We start from the raw sequence: 17,908 nt of genomic DNA on the forward strand, positions 1-17,908 counted from the left end.
CTACGCGCTGCACGTCATCGCCCTGGTCAGGCTCTCCGCCCACCAACCCACCCGCGACTACGCCGAACGACGACGAGCCCAAGGCCTCAGCAACCTCGAGATCATCCGCTGCCTCAAGCGCTACATCGCCCGCGAGATCCACCACGTCCTGACCACTTGACGAGGCATAGGAGCATCTCTGGGGACCGACTCCCGGGAACGACTCCTGGGAACGACTCAGCCCGGCAGCCCGAGCACCTCACCCAGCACCCGGACCACGAGTGCGTGGTCGGCCAGCTGCGGCAGCCCGGACACCGCCACCGTGCCGACGCACCCGGTGCCGCGGACCAGCACCGGGAACGCGCCCCCGTGCGCGGCGTACACGCGCGGGTCCAGCCGGGCCGAGTCCTCGAAGCTGCTGCCCTCGGCGCGGAACCGCTCGCCGACCAGCAACGAGGAGTGCCCGTACCGGTCGACGACGGCGCACTTGCGGTCCAGCCAGCCGTCGTTGTCGGCCGAGGCGCCGGGCAGCGCGCAGTGGAACAGCCGCTGGCCGTTGCGGCGCACCGACACGGCCACCGGCAGCCCCTCGGCCAGTGCGGCGTCGCGCAGGGCGCTGCCCACCTGCCACGCGGTGGCCTCGTCGAAGGCGTCGAAGACCAGCCGGTCCTCCTGGGCGTGCAGCTCGTCCAAGGACGGGCGGTCGGTGTCCACGCGCCCAGTGTGGCCGACGTCCCCGGTTCTCCCGGGGCCGAGCTGGGCAGGTGCAGTCGTGCCCACCGCCGTCCGCCGCCGCCTGTCCCACCTCGTCCGGCGGCTGGATGCCGACCGGTACCTGCAGCTGCTGCTGCTCGGGTTCGGCGGGTCGATCGTGGTCACCCGGCTGTACCTGGAGGCCACCGACTACCCGACGGTCGGCGGGGACACCCTGCACATCGCGCACGCCGTCTGGGGCGGGCTGCTGCTCTTCGTGGGCGGCCTGCTGCCACTGGTGCTGGCCAACCGCTCGGCGATGCCGTGGGCCGGGCTGCTCACCGGCATCGGCGCCGGCCTGTTCGTGGACGAGATCGGCAAGTTCATCACCACCGACAACGACTACTTCTTCGCCGCCGCGGCCCCGGTGGCCTACGCGGTCTTCGTGCTGGCGATGTGGCTGTACTTCCGGGTCCGCGGCCAGCGCGACGACAGCCCGCGCTCGCAGCTGCACGCCGCCCTGGAACTGCTGGGCGACGTGGTGGACGGCGACCTGTCCCGCGGCGACCGCCGGGAGCTGGAGCGCCGGCTGGAGTCCGCCTGCAGCTCCGGCGTCGAGCGGCACGCCCGGCTGGCCGGGGACCTGCTGGAGCTGACCCGCAGCGGCGCCCTGGACGACGCGGTCGCCGAGCCGGGTCGGCTGCGCCGGCTGCTGGACCGGGCCGACGGGTGGCTGGACCGGCACCTGCACGCGACCCGGCTGCGCCGGATGACCACCGGGGCGCTGGCGGTGCTGGGCGTCGTGGCCGTCAGCGACCTGGCCGTCGTGGGCTTCATCGGCGTCGACCTGCTCGACGGCACCACCAGCGACCTCGCCGACGCCGCCAACGACTACGCCGCCGTCGGCATCCAGGACGCGCTGGGGACGACGCTGCTGCTGTCCCGGGTCGCCCTGGACCTCGTGGTCGGCGTGCTCCTGCTGACCGCCGCCGTCGCACTGCTCCGCGGGAGGGACCGGCGTGGCATCGAGATCGGCCAGGCCGGCCTGCTGCTGGCCCTGACCGTGGTCAACGTGCTGCTCTTCTACACCCAGCAGTGGGTCGCCTCCGGCGCCGCCGTCCTGGAGCTCGCGGCCCTGGGCCTGGTGTGGCGCTTCCGCCGGGAGGCGCTGGGGGAGACCCCGGACGGTGCGGACCACCGGCCCGACGACCGCTGAGGGCCGCCGGGCCGGTGCTCAGCCGCGCCCGGTCCGGGACGGCGGCAACGGCACCTCCCCGGTCCGCACCAGCTCCGCGGCGGTGTCGCGCAGCGTGCGGTTGCTGTTCTGGCTGGCGATCGCCAGCAGCCCGAAGACCTCGTCCGGGGTGACCCGGAACCGCTCGAGCACCGATGCCCTGGGCCATCCCGATCTCGCGGCTGCCGGCCAGCGCGCTCTTCAGCGACTCCACCTCCTCGGTGAGCCCGCCGCCCCACACCGCCAGCGCGGCGTACGTCGCCAGGGTCGCCAGGGTCGCCGCCACCTCGGGGTCGGCGAAGGCGTCCCGCTGACCGGCGTAGAGGTCGAGCCCCCCGATGACGTCGTCCTGCCCGCCCCGGTCCAGCGCGGTGCGGGTGACCGAGCTCGCGGCGTCCATCCGGTCGCCGAACCGGCGCAGCCGGCTGCCGATCTCGGCGTACAGCGCGGCCAGGTGCCGGGCGTCGGCGACCTCGTCGTCGGATCGGGTCACGAGGTCAGCCCTCGACCGGGGTCGGCCGCGCCGACGGTGGGACCCGGTTGCCGGGTACGACAGGGGAGTGGGCACGGGGGCTCCTTCTCAGCGGTGCGACGAGGGCGTGCTCGCGTGCCACCGAGGTGGGTCAGACGAGGTCGAACTGGTCGATCAGGCCGGTGATCCGCAGCGGGTGCAGGACGGCCCGCCGGGTGCCGCAGCGCAGCCGCAGCCGGCTCCCGGCCGGGGACTCCCTGGCCAGGTGGGCCAGCGCGGCCAGCCCGCCGGCGTCCAGGAACTCGACCCCGGTCAGGTCCAGCACCGGGCGCTGCGACACCCGGCAGGCGGCGCAGGCCAGCAGCAGGGGGCCACTGAGGTGGTCGAGCTGGCCGGCCGCACGCACGACGAGGTCAGGGGTGCGCTCGACGACCACGTGGCAGTCGGGGGTGGTGACCTCGGTCGGTCCGGTGTCGGTCCGGCCGGCACGCCGTGGGCGCACCTGCCGGGTCCTCGTCATGTCGGGTCCGGGTCGTTGGGCCCGTGCCGGGGGCCGGTCTCGGAGACCACGCCGTCGACCCCGGCGTAGGGCTCACGGCCCTTGTGGTGGCCGGCGTAGGCCTCGTCGTGCAGTCGCTGCTGCATCTCCGGGTGGTGCAGCTCGAACGCCGGGCGCTCCGAGCGGATCCGTGGGATCTGGGTGAAGTTGTGCCGCGGCGGCGGGGACGACGTCGCCCACTCCAGGGAGTTGCCGGCCCCCCACGGGTCGTCGCGCATGGCGAGCTGCCCGTGCAGCCAGGACTTCCGCAGGTTGTAGGCGAAGGGGAGCACGGAGGCCCCGAGGACGAACGAGCCCACCGTGGAGATCGTGTGCAGCACGGTGAACTGGTCGGTGCCCAGGTAGTCGGCGTACCGGCGCGGCATGCCCTCGGCGCCCAGCCAGTGCTGCACCAGGAAGGTGGTGTGGAAGCCGATGAAGGTCAGCCAGAAGTGGACCTTGCCCAGTCGCTCGTCCATCATCCGGCCGCACATCTTGGGGAACCAGAAGTAAACGCCGGCGAAGGCCGCGAAGACGATCGTCCCGAAGAGCACGTAGTGGAAGTGGGCGACGACGAAGTAGCTGTCGTTGAGGTGTCAGTCCAGCGGCGGCGAGGCCAGCAGCACCCCGGTCAACCCGCCCAGCAGGAAGGTGACCAGGAAGCCGATGGAGAACAGCATCGGCGTCTCGAAGGTCAGCTGGCCGCGCCACATGGTGCCGATCCAGTTGAAGAACTTGATCCCGGTGGGGACGGCGATCAGGTAGGTCAGGAAAGCGAAGAACGGCAGCAGCACCTGGCCGGTGGCGTACATGTGGTGCGCCCAGACGGTGAAGGACAGGAACCCGATCGCGATGGTGGCCGCGATCATCCCCTTGTAGCCGAAGAGCGGCTTGCGGCTGAAGACCGGGATGACCTCGGTGACGATGCCGAAGAACGGCAGCGCCACGATGTAGACCTCGGGGTGGCCGAAGAACCAGAACAGGTGCTGCCACAGCATCGGGCCGCCGTTGGCCGGGCTGTACACCTGTGCCCCCAGGTGCCGGTCGGCCAGCAACGCCATGAGCGCCGCGGTGAGGATCGGGAACGCGACGATGATCAGGATGCTGGTCACCAGGATGTTCCAGGTGAAGATCGGCATCCGGAACATCGTCATGCCCGGGGACCGCAGGCAGACCACGGTGGCGATCATGTTGACCCCGCCCAGGATCGTGCCCAGGCCGGAGACGGCGAGCCCGGCGATCCACAGGTTCGCGCCGGCACCGGGGGTGTGGGCGACGTCGTTGAGCGGGGCGTAGGCGTACCAGCCGAAGTCCGGTGCCCCGCCCGGGGTGATGATCCCGGCCATCACGATGAAGGCGCCGAAGAGGTACAGCCAGTAGGAGAACGCGTTCAGCCGCGGGAAGGCGACGTCGGGCGCACCGATCTGCAGCGGCAGGACCAGGTTGGCGAACCCGAACACCAGCGGCGTCGCGAACAGCAGCAACATGATCGTGCCGTGCATGGTGAACAGCTGGTTGTACTGCTCGTTGGACAGGAACTGCAGTCCTGGCCGCGCCAGCTCGCCCCGGATCAGCAGGGCCATGAACCCGCCGATGAGGAAGTACGCGAACGTGGTGGCCAGGTACATCAGGCCGATCGTCTTGTGGTCGGTCGACCGGATCAGGGCCAGGAAGCGTGAGCCTCGCGCGGCCGGCGGCTGCTCGGGCGGCCGGCTGACGACCGGCTGCGGGACGAGGGCGGTCATCGGGGGACCAGGGGCACGGGGCGGCTCCCAGGGAGACCTGCGCCGCGGTCCACCGGGCGCAGGTGCGAGGCGCTCCGGTGGCTCAGAGACCGATCGCAGACCAAACAGTTCCGCAGCCGCTGCGCAACAGCGGTGCCGGCGTCAGGGTCGCGGGTCGGTGCGCACCCAGCCGCGGTCGTCCCGGCGGCTGCCCTGGGCGGCCTGGCAGCGTCGGCAGACCAGCTGCACCTCCTCGGCGTGCCGGCCCGAGGACGGCTGCACGTCGCTCCAGCTCACGTGCGGGAACCGGGTCAACCGGGAGCGGCTCAGCGACAGCCCGCAGCGCGTCTCGTTGCGGCCGCGCTCCCAGGCGTGCACCTCACCGGCCGGGTACCGGACGCCGTCGTCGGGGTCGCGCCACTGGCCGGTGGCCGCGACCGTGGTGCCCGACACCCTCACCGGTGGCGCCGGGACAGCTCCCGCCAGAGCACGCGGCCGCCCAGCGTGACGGCGCCGGCCACCGCGGCCCAGGGGCCGGCGGCGACGAGCGGGTCGACCACGTGGTGCCGACGGTCGCTGCGCCCGGACCGGGAGGACAGCCCACCGGCGGTGACCTCGCTGCGCAGCCCGGTCGCCGGGACGTCGGGACGCCGGGAGACCAGTGAGCGCAGGTGCGCCCCGCCGGCGTCGACCCGGTCCCCGACGACCAGCAGCAGCCAGTGCGCCAGGCGGGCCTCGCTGAAGCGCCGGTAGGCGTAGCCCCGGATCGCCCCGGAGACCCCGTGCAACGGCTGGGCGGTGCCGAAGACCGGGGTGACGAACGCGTGCTCCACCGATCGCTCGCGGCCCTCCCACCCCGGCTGCCGTTCCGGGAAGTCCCAGTGCGCGCCGGTGGAGTCCGGGGCGTACTGCAGCTTGGGCGAGGACGGCCGGTCGGCCGGGTCCAGGTCCACGCCCCAGCCGGGGATGCGGGCGCGCAGCTCCTCCCGGCTCGGGGCCGGGGTCCGCTTGTCGCGCACGTAGGCGCTGGGGATCTGGTCGTCTGTCACGGGGCCCTCCTCAGGCCGGTCCGGGCACGACGAGCGGCTTGATGCAGCCGTCGAGCTTGGCGGAGAACACGTGGTAGGCCTCGGGGATCTCCTCCAGCGGGAAGCGGTGGGTGACCATCGCCCGCGGGGTCAGGTGGCCGTTGCGTACGTGCTCGAACATCCGCGGCCACTGGCGCTTGACCGGGGTCTGGTTCATCCGCAGCGTGAGCCCCTTGTTCAGCGCGTCGCCGAACTTCACCGCGTTCGGGATCGGCCCGTAGGCGCCCACCACCGACACCGTGCCGCCCTTGCGGACGCCGTCGATCGCCCAGTTCAACGCCGTCGCCGACCCGCCCTGCAGCTTCAGCTTCGCGCCGGCCAGCTGCTGGGTCAGGTTCCCGTCGGCCTCGGCACCCACCGCGTCGATGACGACGTCGGCACCGAGGAAGTCCGTCTGCCTCTTCAGCTCCAGCACGACGTCGTCGACGGTGTCGTGGTCCAGGGTCTCGGCGTGGGCCATGGTGGCGGCCTTCGCCAACCGCTCGGCGATGTGGTCGACCACCAGCACCCGGCCCGCCCCCATCAGCCACGACGACTGCGCGGCGATCAGCCCGACGGGACCGGCGCCCAGCACGACCACCGTGTCGCCCTCGGCGATCTCCCCGAGCTGCGCGCCGAAGTAGCCGGTGGCCGCGGCGTCGGTGAGCAGGACGGCGTCCTCGTCGTGCATCCAGTCCGGGATCGGCACCGGGCCGACGTCGGCGAAGGGCACCCGGACGTACTCGGCCTGGCCGCCGTCGTAGCCGCCGGTGGTGTGCGAGTAGCCGTAGATCCCGCCGACCGCGGTGGCGTTGGGGTTCACGTTGTGGCAGTTGGACAGCAGCCCGCGGGCGCAGAACCAGCAGCTGCCGCAGGAGATGTTGAACGGCACCATCACCCGGTCGCCGACCGACAGCCGCTCGACCGACGGCCCGACCGCCTCGACGACGCCGACGAACTCGTGGCCGAACGTGTGACCGACCCGGGTGTCGGGCAGCAGGCCGTGGTAGAGGTGCAGGTCAGAGCCGCAGATGGCGGCCAGGGTGACCCGGACGATCGCGTCGTTCGGGTGCTCGATCGCGGGGATCGGCTTGTCCTCGACCCGGACGGAGTACGGGCCGCGGTAGACCATCGCGCGCATGGGGGCCTCTCGGCGTCGGCGCGGGCCGGACGGGTCTCACCGGCCCCCCGAGCCTGCCCCCGGACGCCCCGACGGGCCACCCGAGCCCGCACCGACCCGTCCCCGTCCCGACGCGAGACTGCAGGACGGCGACGGCGACGGCGACGCGCCGGGGGACGGCGTGGCGACGTGTCCGTCCTGCAGGGTCGTCCCCGGCATCCCGGTGGCGTCAGGGTCTGGCGAGCAGGGCCTCGACGGCGGGGGAGCGGCGCACCCGGATCTCGCGTCCGCGCAGTGCGGCGGCGTCCAGGTGGTCCAGCACCAGGTCCAGCCCGGCGGGGGACATCGCGGTGACCGACCCGGCGTCGATCGCGGCGACCGGGACCGGCTCGCGGCCGTGCCGGGCGTGGAAGTCCGCGACCACCTCGGCGGTGACCGCACCGGCCAGGCACAGCACGCCGCCCTCGGAGGTGTTGAGCAGTCGCACCAGCCCCGGTGCCCCACGCAGGTCCATCCGCCCAGTGTGGCCGCCCGCAGCCCGACTAGGTTCACCGTGACGGACACGGGCGTGCAGCAGGGAGTGGTGGCGTGGGCAGGTCGGTGCTGGTGACCGGTGGCAACCGGGGGATCGGGCTGGCGATCGCCCGCTCGTTCGCCGAGCAGGGCGACGCGGTGGCGGTCACGCACCGGGGCAGCGGGGCCCCCGAGGGCCTGTTCGGGGTGCAGTGCGACGTCACGTCCAGCGCGGACGTGGACGCCGCCTTCACCGCGGTCGAGGAGCACCAGGGCCCGGTCGAGGTGCTGGTGTCCAACGCCGGCATCACCCGTGACGGGCTCCTGATGCGGATGAGCGAGGACGCCTTCACCGACGTCGTCGACGCCAACCTCACCGCCGCCTACCGGGTGGCCAAGCGGGCCGCGGCCAAGATGGTGCGCGCCCGCACCGGGCGGATGGTCTTCGTGTCCTCCGTCGTCGGGCTCACCGGTTCGGCCGGCCAGGTCAACTACGCCGCCAGCAAGTCCGGCCTGGTCGGGCTCGCACGCTCGATCAGCCGCGAGCTGGGCGGCCGCAACATCACCGCGAACGTCGTGGCGCCGGGCTTCGTGCGCACCGACATGACCGCGGAGCTGCCCGAGAAGCGGCAGCAGGAGATCCTGGGGCAGGTCCCGCTGGGCCGGTACGCCGAGGCCGACGAGATCGCCGGCGTCGTGCGGTTCCTGGCCAGCGAGCACGCGGGGTACATCACCGGGGCGGTCGTCCCGGTGGACGGAGGACTGGGGATGGGGCACTGATGGGCATGGCGGAGTCAGGGATCCTGGCGGGCAAGACGATCCTCGTGGCGGGTGTGCTGACCGAGGCGTCGATCGCCTTCTCGGTCGCGCGGATCGCGCAGGAGCAGGGCGCCACCGTCGTCCTGTCGAACTTCGGGCGGGCGCTGAGCCTGTGCCAGCGGATCGCCAAGCGGCTGCCGCAGGAGGCCGCCGTCGTCGAGCTCGACGTCACCGACACCGAGCACCTGGCCACCCTGGCCGAGCGCCTGAAGGCGGTGCTGCCCGAGGGCGCGCAGCTCGACGGCGTCGTGCACTCCATCGGCTTCGCGCCGCAGGAGGCCATGGGCGACGGGTTCACCGAGGTCGCGTGGGAGCACGCCGCCACCGCCTTCCAGGTCTCGTCCTGGTCGCTGGCCTCGCTCACCCAGGCCTGCCGGCCGCTGTTCGGCGACACCGCCTCGGTGGTCGGGCTGACCTTCGACGCCACGGTCGCCTGGCCGGTCTACGGCTGGATGGGCGCGGCCAAGGCCGCGCTGGAGTCCACCTCCCGCTACCTGGCCCGCGAGCTGGGCCCCGAGGGCGTCCGGGTCAACCTGGTCGCCGCCGGCCCGCTGCGCACGATGGCCATGAAGTCCATCCCAGGCAGCAAGCAGTTCGAGGAGGCCTGGGAGGGCCGGGCGCCGCTGGGCTGGTCGGTCACCGACACCGAGCCCGCCGGCAAGTCCGTGGTGGCGCTGCTGTCGGACTGGTTCCCGGCGACGACGGGGGAGATCGTGCACGTCGACGGTGGCTTCCACGCCGTAGGCGTGTGATGTCACAGTCACGCGGTCGGGGACTCATCTGATGCCGCAGGCACTCGACGTCGCGATCACCCCTGCCGGGCAGGCCCCGGACGAGGACCCCTCGCTCGCCGTCCGGAACAACGGGGGCGTCGACCCCTCGTCGGCCCCGGCGCCCGCGGGCCGCAGGGAGGCGGTGCTGTTGCTGTCCTTCGGTGGTCCCGAGGGCCCCGAGGACGTCATGCCGTTCCTGGAGAACGTCACCCGCGGCCGCGGCATCCCGCGGGAGCGGCTGCTCGACGTGCAGGAGCACTACCTGCACTTCGGCGGCGTCAGCCCGATCAACGAGCAGAACCGGGAGCTGATCGCCGCCATCGAGGCGGACTTCGCGGCCAACGACCTGGACCTGCCGGTCTACTGGGGCAACCGCAACTGGGCGCCCTACGTCGAGGACGCCTGGGCGCAGATGGCCGCCGACGGCATCGAGCACGTCTACGTCTTCCCGACGTCGGCGTTCGCCTCGGCCTCGGGCTGCCGGCAGTACCACGAGGACGTCGCCCGGGCCCGTGCCGTGCACCGCAACGAGGCGCCGACGGCGGAGAAGATGCCGCACTACGGCGACCACCCGGGCTTCGTGCGGGCCAACGCCGACGCGCTGCGCACGGCGCTGGAGTCGCTGCCGGCCGACGTGCGGGACACCGCACGGCTGGTGGCCACCGCGCACTCCATCCCCGACGTGATGGCCGCGGTCGCCGGACCCGAGGGCGGGCAGTACCAGCGCGAGCTGCTGGCCTCGGCCCGCCTCGTCGTGGACGAGGTCGTGCCCGGCCGTGACTTCGACCTGGTCTGGCAGTCCCGCAGCGGACCGCCGTCGGTGCCGTGGCTGGAGCCCGACGTCAACGACCACCTGGAGGCGCTGGCCGCCGACGGGACGCGGGCGGTCGTGCTCTTCCCGGTGGGCTTCGTGTCCGACCACATCGAGGTCATCTGGGACCTGGACAACGAGGCCAAGGAGACCGCCGAGCGGCTGGACCTGGGCTTCGCCCGGGCCAGCACCGCCGGCACCCACCCCGGCTACGTGTCGATGGTGCGCGAGCTGGTGCTCGAGCGCCGCGGCGGCAGCGAGCCGCGGCTGGGCACGAACTGCCCGGCGGCGTGCTGCTACGTCGCCCGGCCGGCCCGCCGCCCGAGCTGAACCCCGGCGGCAGGTGACCCGGTCACCTGCCGCCGGTCCACCCGGCCGTCATGGCCTGGACGACCGACCACTGGGCCGGGCTGAGCCACGACGGGTTGCTGCCCGCCGGCATCCGCAGGACCTCGGCGCTGCGCGCCACCGGGTCGGCGAGCAGCGCCTCCCGGGGCACCGGCTCGGGCAACCGCCGCCAGCGCGCCGGGAGCACCGGCCCGTCCTCGCCGGGTTCCACCGGCCCGGTCACGACGCCGACCGCGTGCACGCCCGGGTCGGCCCGGCCGCTGACCCACAGCACGCACGGCTGGCCCGCCGTCACCAGGTCCAGCCGGTAGGACGGGCGCACGCACCGTGCCAGGTCGACCTCGGTGTCCGACGCCCAGCCGGCGTCCAGGGCCCGGGCGGACTTCAGCAGCCAGGCGCCGATGTCCGCGCGGGTCAGCCGCGCCGTCACCCCAGCGCGTCCAGCCGGCTGCGGTGCTTCTCCACGGCCCGGACGGCGATCCCCGGCTGTCGGGCGTAGAGCTCCAGCTGGGCCCGCGCGATCTCGGGCCACGGCACGTCCCGGCCACCGATCGTCCAGCCCGGCCGGGGCGTGCCGTCCAGCCCCAGCGCGTCCAGCACGCCGGGGTGCAGCGGGGCCAGGCTGCCGCCGAGCATCTGGTGGTCGGGCACCGCGGGCTCCCCGGACCAGCCCAGGGTGGACAGCACCCCGGCGCCGACGGCGTGCAGGGTGGCGTTGGCCGGGTGGTTCACCGTCCACATCGCGGCGGCACCCCCGGCCACGACGGCGTCGGTGGTGTCCACGTCCAGCGCGGCGTTCCGGCGGCGCAGCTCGGCCTGGGAGGCGGCGGCCAGGTCCCGGACGGCACCGGGGTCGGGGGTGGCGTCCTCCAGGTGCTCGAGGGCCGCGTCGACGTCCAGCCCGCGCACGGCGGCGTCCAGCAGGCGCAGGTCGTGGTAGTCGGTGACGGGGGCGTCGACCCGGGCGCCGGCCTCGTCGTGGGCGTGCACCTGCCAGGGGAACAGGCCCTCGTAGTAGGTGGTGGGCACCCGGACGACGCGGGACCCGCTGCCCAGCAGGGCGACGAGCTGCTCGCTGCCGCAGCCGGGCACCCGGTACTCGTCGCGTACCGGCTGGGTCACCAGCACCCCGGCCAGCGGCAGCAGGGCGTGCAGCCGGGCGACCTCGGCCTCGTCCATCTCGAACACCGGGGGCAGCCGGACGAACTCGACGCCGTGGCCGGCGCCGGTTGGGGCGACCATGCGGCGGATCGACTCGGCCTGGCAGTTGCCCCAGACGAAGCCGACGGTGCCCGCCTCGACGGTGTCCGGGGAGAGCTCGCTCCAGCGGCGCAGGTGCTCGGGGACGCTCGGCGCCTCGACCTCGTGGGTGGTCACCGGTCCATCCTGGGGGCCCGGACGTGACATCGGCGACCCCGGCTGGCCCCGGGGGCCGTCGCTGACGCAGGGTGGGCCACGTGTCGGTGACGGTGGAGCTGCCCGAGGGACACCGGGCGGGGGAGCGCGGGCTGCACCGTGCCTCGCTGGCGGTCTTCCTGGCCGGCGTCGCCACGTTCGCGATGCTCTACGAGCCGCAGGCGCTGCTGCCCGAGCTGGCCCGGGCCTTCGACGTCACCCCGGCCGGGTCGACGCTGTCGATCTCGGTGGCCACGGTCGCCCTGGCGATCGGGCTGCTGGTGCTCGGTCCGCTGTCCGACCGCCGCGGCCGCACGACGATCCTGCAGGTCAGCCTGGCCTCGGCGGCGGTGCTGGCGGTGGCGATCGCGCTGTCGCCCAGCTGGGAGCTGCTGCTGGTGCTGCGCGGCGTGCAGGGCTTCGCGCTCGCCGGGCTGTCCGCGGTGGGCGTGGCCTACCTGCGCGAGGAGCTGCACGGCTCGGTGAGCTCCCGGGCGATCGGGCTCTTCATCGCCGGCAACGCGATCGGCGGCCTCACCGGCCGACTGCTCGGCGGCTTCCTCACCGACCTGGGCGGCTGGCGGTTGGCCCTGGGCGGGGTCGCCGCACTCGGGGTGGCCTGCGCGGTCGCCGTCCGGGTCCTGCTGCCGGCACCCCGCCGCTTCGTACCGGTGGACCGGCAGGGCTCGCTGCTGCGCTCGCTGGGCAGTGCGTTCACCGACCCGGCGCTGCTCATGCTCTACGGGATGGCGGCGTGCCTGATGGCCGCGTTCGTCGCGGTCTACAACGCGGGCACGTTCCGGCTGGAGTCCGAGCCGTACCTGCTCTCGCCGTCGATCGCCTCGCTGGTGTTCCTGGCCTACCTGCTGGGCTCGGCCAGCTCACCGACGGCGGGCTGGCTGGCCGACCGGCTCAGCCGCCGCCTCGTCGTCCCGGTCTCCATCGTGGTGATGGGCGGTGGGGTCGCGCTGACCCTGCTGGCGCCGCTGTGGTGCTTCGTGCTGGGGCTGTGCGTGCTGACGGTCGGCTTCTTCTCCGCGCACGCGGTCGGCAGCGGGTGGGTCGCGGCCCGGGCCTCGCTCGGTGGCCGGCCGGTCGGGCAGGCCGCCTCGCTGTACTCGTTCTGGTACTACGTCGGTTCCTCGGTCGGCGGCACGCTGGCCGGGCGCGCCTGGCAGGGGTCCGGGTGGCCCGCCGTCGCCCTGCTGGCGGGCGGGCTCACCCTGGCCACGCTGCTGCTCGCGCTGGCGCTGGTCCGCACCAGGTCGCTGCACCCGCAGCTGCGTTAGGTCACGCGGTCGCGTCGTGCTCGTCGGCGCCACCGGGCGCGGCGTCGTCGGAGCCGACGGCCTGGCGCTCCTGCTCGGTGCGGTGCTCCAGCACCTCGTCGGTCAGGTGCGGGGCCTTGGCGTGCTCCTGGCGGTCCTTCGGTGCGTTCTCGGTCGGGGTCATCACGTCGTCCAGGGACGGGGTGTCGGGTGCGCTCATGCGGGAGGCCCTTCCCGGTGCCGCGGGGTGCACACACCGATGAGTCCGGGAGCGGGAGGCAGTCTGTCCCGCGACGACCCCTGACCGGAGGACCCATGGCGCAGCAGGTGCGGGTGCAGAACTTCACCGTCTCCACGGACGGCTACGGCGCGGGGGAGGGCCAGAGCCCGGAACGCCCCTTCGGGCACGCGGACCCCGGTGAGCTGATGGCCTGGGCGCTGGGGACGGCGAGCATGCCCGGCATGTCCCGGCCCGACGGCAGCCGCGGCCTGGAGGACCGGCTGGTCCGCGACTTCGGCAACGGCATCGGCGCGGAGGTGATGGGGCGCAACAAGTTCTCCCCGCACCGCGGCCCGTGGACCGACCTGGAGTGGCAGGGCTGGTGGGGGGAGGACCCGCCGTTCCACACCCCGGTGTTCGTCATGACCCACCACGAGCGGCCCTCCTTCACGCTGTCGGACACCACGTTCCACTTCGTGTCCGGTGAGCCCGCGCAGGTGTTGGAGCAGGCGCTGGCCGCAGCCGGCGGGGGCGACGTCCGGCTCGGCGGTGGGGCGCAGACCATCCGTGCGTTCCTGGACGCCGACCTGGTCGACCAGCTGCACGTCGCCGTCGTGCCCCTGGAACTGGGCGGCGGCAGCCGGCTGTGGGCCTCCCCGGCGGAACTGGACGACCGCTTCCACCACGAGGCGGTGCCCAGCCCGACCAGCGGCGTCGTGCACCACCTGCTCTGGCGATGGTGACCGGCCCCGTGCCCACCGACGCCGAGCTGTGGCGCGCAGCGGCGCGGGAGCGGGCGGCGCTCGCCGACGACCTCGCGACGCTGACCCCCGAGCAGTGGCGGCAGCCCAGCCTCTGCCGGGGGTGGGACGTCGAGGAGGTCGTGGCGCACCTGACCGCGGCGGCCAGCCTGGGCCCGGCGGCCTGGGTGCGCAGCATGGCGCGGGCCCGGTTCCGGTCCGCCGAGCACAACCGGCGGCAGGTGGCGCGGCACCGTGGGGCGACGCCGGCGGAGACGCTGGAGCGCTTCCGGGCGGTCGTGGACAGCACGACGGCACCGTCGGGGCACACCCCGGCCTACGTGGGCGAGGTGCTCGTGCACGCGGAGGACGTCCGCCGCCCCCTCGGGCTGACCCACGACCCGGACCCGGCTGCGCTGGCCGCGGTCTTCGGCTTCGCGGTGGGTCGGGACTTCACGGTGGCCGGCCGCACGACGTCGGCCGGGCTCGCCCTGCGGGCCGACGACGGGCCGTCCACCACCGGGGAGGGCCCGGAGGTCACCGGTCCGACGCTGTCGCTGCTCATGGCGGTCGCCGGCCGGGCGGCCCACCTCGTGGACCTGCGCGGGCCGGGGGTCGCGGTCCTCCGGGGACGCCTGGAGACCTGACCGGTCAGTCGCCCGCGGGTGGTCCCGACGACCGGCCCTGGTCCAGGGCGTAGCGCTCCAGCCACCGCACGACCACCTGCCGGGACCCGGCGTCCAGGCGGCCCGTCGAGACGGCGCGGCCGTCCAGGAGCACCTGGCCCGTGGGCAGCAGGTGGAGCTGCCCGGGGTCGGCCCCGCTCGACAGCAGCCAGCCCACCCGCTGGGTGCGCAGCGCCGGGCCCGGGACGAGGACCGCCCCCGGGTTGCCCAGGGACCGCAACCGGTCCAGGGCCGAGGCGATGAGGGCGTCCAGCTGAGGATCCGCGGGAGAGCGGTCGCGTCGTCGTCGGAAGAGGTCCACGGGCCACTCTCGGCGCACCCCGCCGGACCTGCAGCCGAGCGGCAGGACCACCTGGATCCGGAACCTCAGCCCTGTTTGAGCTGCTCAGCGGACAGCCAGGCCTCGACCAGCACCGGCCCGTGCTCCCCGACGACGGCGTAGGCGACCCGGCCGTGCCAGCCGTCCTCGCGCTGGCGCCACTCGACCAGCAGGCCCGGCCAGATGCCCGGGGCGTCGGGCGGGTCGCGCACCCAGCAGTGCCGACCGTGGCCCGACCCGGCTGGGCGTCCCGGGGGGCCACCCAGGCCGCCGTGCAGGGTGGAGGGGCCCGACGAGGGCGGCACCCCCGAGCTCGCCGCCCGGTCGGCGAGCGAGGGGCCGTGTCGTCCTCGGTTCATCCCTCCGGCCATGCCCGACAGCATGGCACGGGCTCGAACACGTGTTCGAACCACAACGGTGCAACTTGCGTGTCGGCTGCCCGAGGTCAGTCGAGCGCGTCCCCCAGCACCCGGGCCACTGTCTGCACGCCGCGGTGGCCGGCCAGCTCCTCGACCGGCACCGGCAGCGGGATCCGCCAGTTCGCCCGCTCCATCGCCCCGGGCACGTTGGGTCGCCGCTCGACGCCGAGCGCGTCGTCCAGCGTGGCCGACAGCAGCAGGCTCGGCGCGGTCGCCAGCAGCCGGTGGGCTGCCTCCACGGCCTTGGCCGGGGTGGCCCGCTTCGCCGGCCCCTCGGGGGCGTCGGTGAGGTGCGCCAGCAGCTGCTTGCGGTCCCGCTTCAGCTGCTTCTCCTCCCCGGTCCCCAGCTCCACCTGCTCGCGCACGTCGGAGCCGGTCCAGAGCCCGGCCACGGTCGGCAGGTCGTGCGTGGTGATCGCGGCCATCGCCTCGGCCGGCCACGCGGCGGGGGCGTCGTCCTCGAACCAGAGCAGGCGGTAGGACAGCACGCCGTGCTCGGCCATGGCCTCCCGGACGCCGTCCTCGACGGTGCCCAGGTCCTCCCCGACGACGACGGCCTGCGCGCGGTGGCTCTCCAGCGCGACGATGCCCAGCATGTCCTCCGAGGGGTACCGGACGTAGGCGCCGGCGGTGGCGTCGTCCCCGGCGACCCACCACAGCCGAAACAGGCCCATGACGTGGTCGATGCGCAGCCCGCCGGCACCGGCCATGGTCGAGCGGATCGACTCGATGAAGGGCGCGTAGTCCGCGGCACGCAGCTTCCAGGGCACCAGCGGCGGGGAGCCCCAGTCCTGGCCCTTGCTGTTGAAGGCGTCCGGGGGAGCGCCGACGCTGACCCCGGTGGCCAGCACGTCCTGCCAGGCCCAGGCGTCCGCGCCGCCACCGGAGACGCCGATCGGCAGGTCCTGGATGACGGTCAGGTCGCCGGTGGCCGCGGCGAGCTGGGTGTCCAGCAGCCACTGCAGCCAGGCGTGGAAGGCGACCTGCTGCTCGTGGTCGGCCACCCAGGCACGGACGCCGTCCGACCGCGGGTCGCGCAGCTCGGCCGGCCAGTCGGGCCAGTTCGCGCCGTGCGCGTCGGCGACCGCGGCCCAGGTGGCCCAGTCCTGCAGCGGCTGGCCCTGGTGCCACCACCAGTCGCGGAAGCCCGCGGGGGAGTGGTCGGCGTCGAAGGTGCGCTGCAGGACGGCCCGCTTGAACGCCCAGACGGCGTCCCGGTCGGTCAGCTCGCGGCCGTTCAGCTCGGCGGCGGTGGCCCGGTCCTGGTCGCTCAGCCGTGCCCCGGGGACGTCGTCCAGGCGCAGGTAGAGCGGGTTGCGGAAACGCCGGGTGGCCGGCAGGTAGGGGCTGTCCTCCTGCTCGGGGCCGGGACCCACGGCGTGCAGCGGGTTGACCAGCACGAAGCCGGCGCCCTGCTGCTGGGCCGTCTCGCGGACGGTGCGCAGGTCGGCCAGGTCGCCGATGCCGGCGCTGCCGTGTCCGCGCGCGGCGTAGAGCTGCACCGCCCAGCCCCAGCTGCGCTCGTCGGGCAGCCAGCAGCGGCCCGGGGTGACGACGAGGAGCCGGTCCCGGCCGTCGGGGGTCTGCAGCCGGTGGTAGCCGAGCGGGAAGTCCTCGTCGAGCTCGCCGTCGACGTCGCGGCGCCCGCCGCCCTCCAGGACGACGACCGCGTGGTCGACCTCCAGGGCGTCGCCGGGCCGGGCGACGATCGGGGCGGTGTCCTCGAGGTCGGCCGGGGGTTCACCGACGACCGCGCGGATCGCCTCGATCGTGGACTGCTCGACGGTGTGCACCTCGTCGAGGGCGTCGAGCCAGGTGGCGTCGATGCCCCAGCGGTCGGTGGTCACGCGGTGGTCACCTGGAGGAGTCGTCACGGGTCGATCCTCGCCGACCCGTGACGACCTCGCAGGGTGCTCAGGCGGGCTGGATGCCCAGCGCCGTCGCCAGCGTGGTGATCTTGCGCGCACGACCCAGCCGGGGCAGGTCGCTGCCGTCCCGGATGACCTGGCCGCGGGCCTCGAAGTCGGCCAGGAAGTCGGTGGCCCAGGCGACGTCGGAGGGGGTGGGGCTGATCACCTCGTTGATGACCGGCAGCTGCTCGACGTCCAGGCAGAGCTTGCCGGTGAGGCCGAGGGACACGGTCACACCGGTGGCCTCGCGCAGCACGCCGTGGCTGGAGCCGACGGTGGGGCCGTCGATCGGGCCGGGCAGGCCGCCGATCCGGCTGCCCACGACCAGCCGGGAGCGCGGGTAGGCCATCGCCAGGTCGTCGGCGGCGGTGCCGGTGTCGCGGCGGTAGTCGCCGGACCCGAACGCCAGCCGGAAGGCACCGCGCGCGGAGGCGATCCGGACGGTCTCCTCGATGCCCAGTGCGGACTCCACGAGCGCCAGCACCCGGGTCGAGCCGCCGAGGCGGTCGAAGGTCTCGGTGACGTGCTCGGCGGCCTCGGTCTTGGCCAGCATCACGCCGGCCAGGCCCGGGAGGCCGGCCAGGGCGTTGACGTCGTCGGCCCAGAACGGGGTCGAGTGGTCGTTGATCCGGACCCAGGCCTGGCGGTCGCGGGCGGTCGAGAGGTACTCGACGACGGACGCGCGGGCCTGCGGCTTGGCCTTGGGGTCGACGGCGTCCTCGATGTCCAGGATCACCTGGTCGGCCCGCGAGGCCAGGGCCGCGTCGAACTCGGCGTGGTCGCGGGCGCCGTTGACCAGCAGCCAGGAGCGGGAGATGTCGGCTTCCACGTGTCGTCTCTGCACGCGGCGATCATCCCCG

The 17,908-nt window shown here is 74.1% G+C and carries 22 protein-coding genes and 1 pseudogene; 8 read left to right on the top strand and 15 right to left on the bottom strand.

All coding sequences use genetic code 11. The features are described 5' to 3' along the window. Nucleotides 1-216: 216 nt before the first annotated feature. On the bottom strand, nt 217-693 hold the full coding sequence (locus ASG41_RS06765) for a heme-degrading domain-containing protein (protein ID WP_056291634.1): 477 nt from the start codon (nt 691-693) through the stop codon (nt 217-219). A 58-nt stretch (nt 694-751) separates the two neighbouring features. On the opposite strand from ASG41_RS06765, the gene ASG41_RS06770 reads away from it, so the two are divergent. Continuing rightward, a complete protein-coding gene (locus ASG41_RS06770) occupies nt 752-1,888 on the top strand; it encodes a hypothetical protein (RefSeq protein WP_056291638.1) in 1,137 nt (378 codons plus the stop codon). Between the two features lie 18 nt (nt 1,889-1,906). On the opposite strand, the gene ASG41_RS23465 is transcribed toward ASG41_RS06770, so the two are convergent. Continuing rightward, entirely contained in the window at nt 1,907-2,059 is a 153-nt protein-coding gene (locus ASG41_RS23465; RefSeq protein ID WP_157519119.1) for an ANTAR domain-containing protein, read from the bottom strand. 2 nt (nt 2,060-2,061) lie between these two features. Between ASG41_RS23465 and ASG41_RS23470 the strand changes: the two genes are divergently transcribed. Next, a complete protein-coding gene (locus tag ASG41_RS23470; protein ID WP_157519121.1) occupies nt 2,062-2,220 on the top strand; it encodes a hypothetical protein in 159 nt (52 codons plus the stop codon). A 309-nt stretch (nt 2,221-2,529) separates the two neighbouring features. On the opposite strand, the gene ASG41_RS06775 is transcribed toward ASG41_RS23470, so the two are convergent. The 6 genes and pseudogenes from ASG41_RS06775 to ASG41_RS06800 all read right to left on the bottom strand — a co-directional run bounded on the left by ASG41_RS06775 (nt 2,530) and on the right by ASG41_RS06800 (nt 7,341). After that, entirely contained in the window at nt 2,530-2,880 is a 351-nt protein-coding gene (locus ASG41_RS06775; RefSeq protein ID WP_056291641.1) for an STAS domain-containing protein, read from the bottom strand. Nucleotides 2,881-2,894: 14 nt separating this feature from the next. Beyond that, nucleotides 2,895-4,661: pseudogene (ctaD, locus tag ASG41_RS06780) on the bottom strand (cytochrome c oxidase subunit I). 141 nt (nt 4,662-4,802) lie between these two features. Next, complete coding sequence (locus ASG41_RS06785) at nt 4,803-5,093, bottom strand: hypothetical protein (RefSeq protein ID WP_235564582.1); 291 nt, start codon at nt 5,091-5,093, stop codon at nt 4,803-4,805. Nucleotides 5,094-5,095: 2 nt separating this feature from the next. Next, entirely contained in the window at nt 5,096-5,689 is a 594-nt protein-coding gene (locus tag ASG41_RS06790) for a hypothetical protein (RefSeq protein ID WP_082556663.1), read from the bottom strand. 10 nt (nt 5,690-5,699) lie between these two features. Further along, the gene (locus tag ASG41_RS06795; RefSeq protein ID WP_056291647.1) at nt 5,700-6,848 is read right to left on the bottom strand and encodes a zinc-dependent alcohol dehydrogenase; all 1,149 of its coding nucleotides are present in this window, start codon (nt 6,846-6,848) and stop codon (nt 5,700-5,702) included. A gap of 208 nt (nt 6,849-7,056) precedes the next feature. Further along, nucleotides 7,057-7,341 (bottom strand): hypothetical protein, encoded by a 285-nt coding sequence (locus tag ASG41_RS06800; protein WP_056291650.1) that lies wholly within the window; start codon nt 7,339-7,341, stop codon nt 7,057-7,059. A gap of 74 nt (nt 7,342-7,415) precedes the next feature. Here ASG41_RS06800 and fabG point away from each other — a divergent pair, with 74 nt between their 5' ends. From fabG to ASG41_RS06815, 3 genes are read left to right on the top strand one after another with little or no spacing between them, the layout of a single operon-like run. Continuing rightward, the gene (gene fabG / locus ASG41_RS06805; protein WP_056291654.1) at nt 7,416-8,120 is read left to right on the top strand and encodes a 3-oxoacyl-ACP reductase FabG; all 705 of its coding nucleotides are present in this window, start codon (nt 7,416-7,418) and stop codon (nt 8,118-8,120) included. 5 nt (nt 8,121-8,125) lie between these two features. Next, nucleotides 8,126-8,911 carry an enoyl-ACP reductase FabI gene (gene fabI / locus ASG41_RS06810; protein ID WP_056291831.1) on the top strand — a complete coding sequence of 262 codons (786 nt, stop codon included), beginning with the start codon at nt 8,126-8,128 and terminating at the stop codon, nt 8,909-8,911. Nucleotides 8,912-8,942: 31 nt separating this feature from the next. After that, nucleotides 8,943-10,073, top strand: a complete 1,131-nt coding sequence (locus ASG41_RS06815; RefSeq protein ID WP_082556664.1) for a ferrochelatase — start codon at nt 8,943-8,945, stop codon at nt 10,071-10,073. 22 nt (nt 10,074-10,095) lie between these two features. On the opposite strand, the gene ASG41_RS06820 is transcribed toward ASG41_RS06815, so the two are convergent. Then, entirely contained in the window at nt 10,096-10,521 is a 426-nt protein-coding gene (locus ASG41_RS06820; RefSeq protein ID WP_056291657.1) for a hypothetical protein, read from the bottom strand. Continuing rightward, on the bottom strand, nt 10,518-11,468 hold the full coding sequence (locus tag ASG41_RS06825) for a WcbI family polysaccharide biosynthesis putative acetyltransferase (RefSeq protein ID WP_056291660.1): 951 nt from the start codon (nt 11,466-11,468) through the stop codon (nt 10,518-10,520). Before ASG41_RS06825 ends, ASG41_RS06820 begins: the two co-directional genes overlap by 4 nt. An 80-nt stretch (nt 11,469-11,548) precedes the next feature. On the opposite strand from ASG41_RS06825, the gene ASG41_RS06830 reads away from it, so the two are divergent. Continuing rightward, entirely contained in the window at nt 11,549-12,775 is a 1,227-nt protein-coding gene (locus tag ASG41_RS06830; RefSeq protein WP_235564584.1) for an MFS transporter, read from the top strand. A 1-nt stretch (nt 12,776) separates the two neighbouring features. Here ASG41_RS06830 and ASG41_RS06835 read toward each other — a convergent pair whose 3' ends face one another. Next, nucleotides 12,777-12,974 (bottom strand): hypothetical protein, encoded by a 198-nt coding sequence (locus tag ASG41_RS06835; protein ID WP_056291663.1) that lies wholly within the window; start codon nt 12,972-12,974, stop codon nt 12,777-12,779. A gap of 95 nt (nt 12,975-13,069) precedes the next feature. Here ASG41_RS06835 and ASG41_RS06840 point away from each other — a divergent pair, with 95 nt between their 5' ends. Both ASG41_RS06840 and ASG41_RS06845 read left to right on the top strand, forming a co-directional pair. Continuing rightward, the gene (locus tag ASG41_RS06840) at nt 13,070-13,717 is read left to right on the top strand and encodes a dihydrofolate reductase family protein (protein ID WP_056291665.1); all 648 of its coding nucleotides are present in this window, start codon (nt 13,070-13,072) and stop codon (nt 13,715-13,717) included. Nucleotides 13,718-13,725: 8 nt separating this feature from the next. Continuing rightward, complete coding sequence (locus ASG41_RS06845) at nt 13,726-14,361, top strand: maleylpyruvate isomerase family mycothiol-dependent enzyme (RefSeq protein ID WP_235564587.1); 636 nt, start codon at nt 13,726-13,728, stop codon at nt 14,359-14,361. Nucleotides 14,362-14,365: 4 nt separating this feature from the next. On the opposite strand, the gene ASG41_RS23475 is transcribed toward ASG41_RS06845, so the two are convergent. From ASG41_RS23475 to ASG41_RS06865, 4 genes are all read right to left on the bottom strand, one after another. Next, nucleotides 14,366-14,701 carry a hypothetical protein gene (locus tag ASG41_RS23475; protein ID WP_056291671.1) on the bottom strand — a complete coding sequence of 112 codons (336 nt, stop codon included), beginning with the start codon at nt 14,699-14,701 and terminating at the stop codon, nt 14,366-14,368. A 65-nt stretch (nt 14,702-14,766) separates the two neighbouring features. After that, on the bottom strand, nt 14,767-14,931 hold the full coding sequence (locus ASG41_RS24590; RefSeq protein WP_235564588.1) for a hypothetical protein: 165 nt from the start codon (nt 14,929-14,931) through the stop codon (nt 14,767-14,769). 233 nt (nt 14,932-15,164) lie between these two features. Further along, entirely contained in the window at nt 15,165-16,985 is a 1,821-nt protein-coding gene (gene malQ, locus ASG41_RS06860; RefSeq protein ID WP_235564589.1) for a 4-alpha-glucanotransferase, read from the bottom strand. Between the two features lie 67 nt (nt 16,986-17,052). Beyond that, nucleotides 17,053-17,877: a CoA ester lyase gene (locus ASG41_RS06865; RefSeq protein WP_235564590.1), complete on the bottom strand. Its 825-nt coding sequence runs from the start codon at nt 17,875-17,877 to the stop codon at nt 17,053-17,055. Nucleotides 17,878-17,908 lie beyond the last annotated feature (31 nt).

The organism is Modestobacter sp. Leaf380 (genome assembly GCF_001424485.1).
Taxonomy (GTDB): domain Bacteria; phylum Actinomycetota; class Actinomycetes; order Mycobacteriales; family Geodermatophilaceae; genus Klenkia.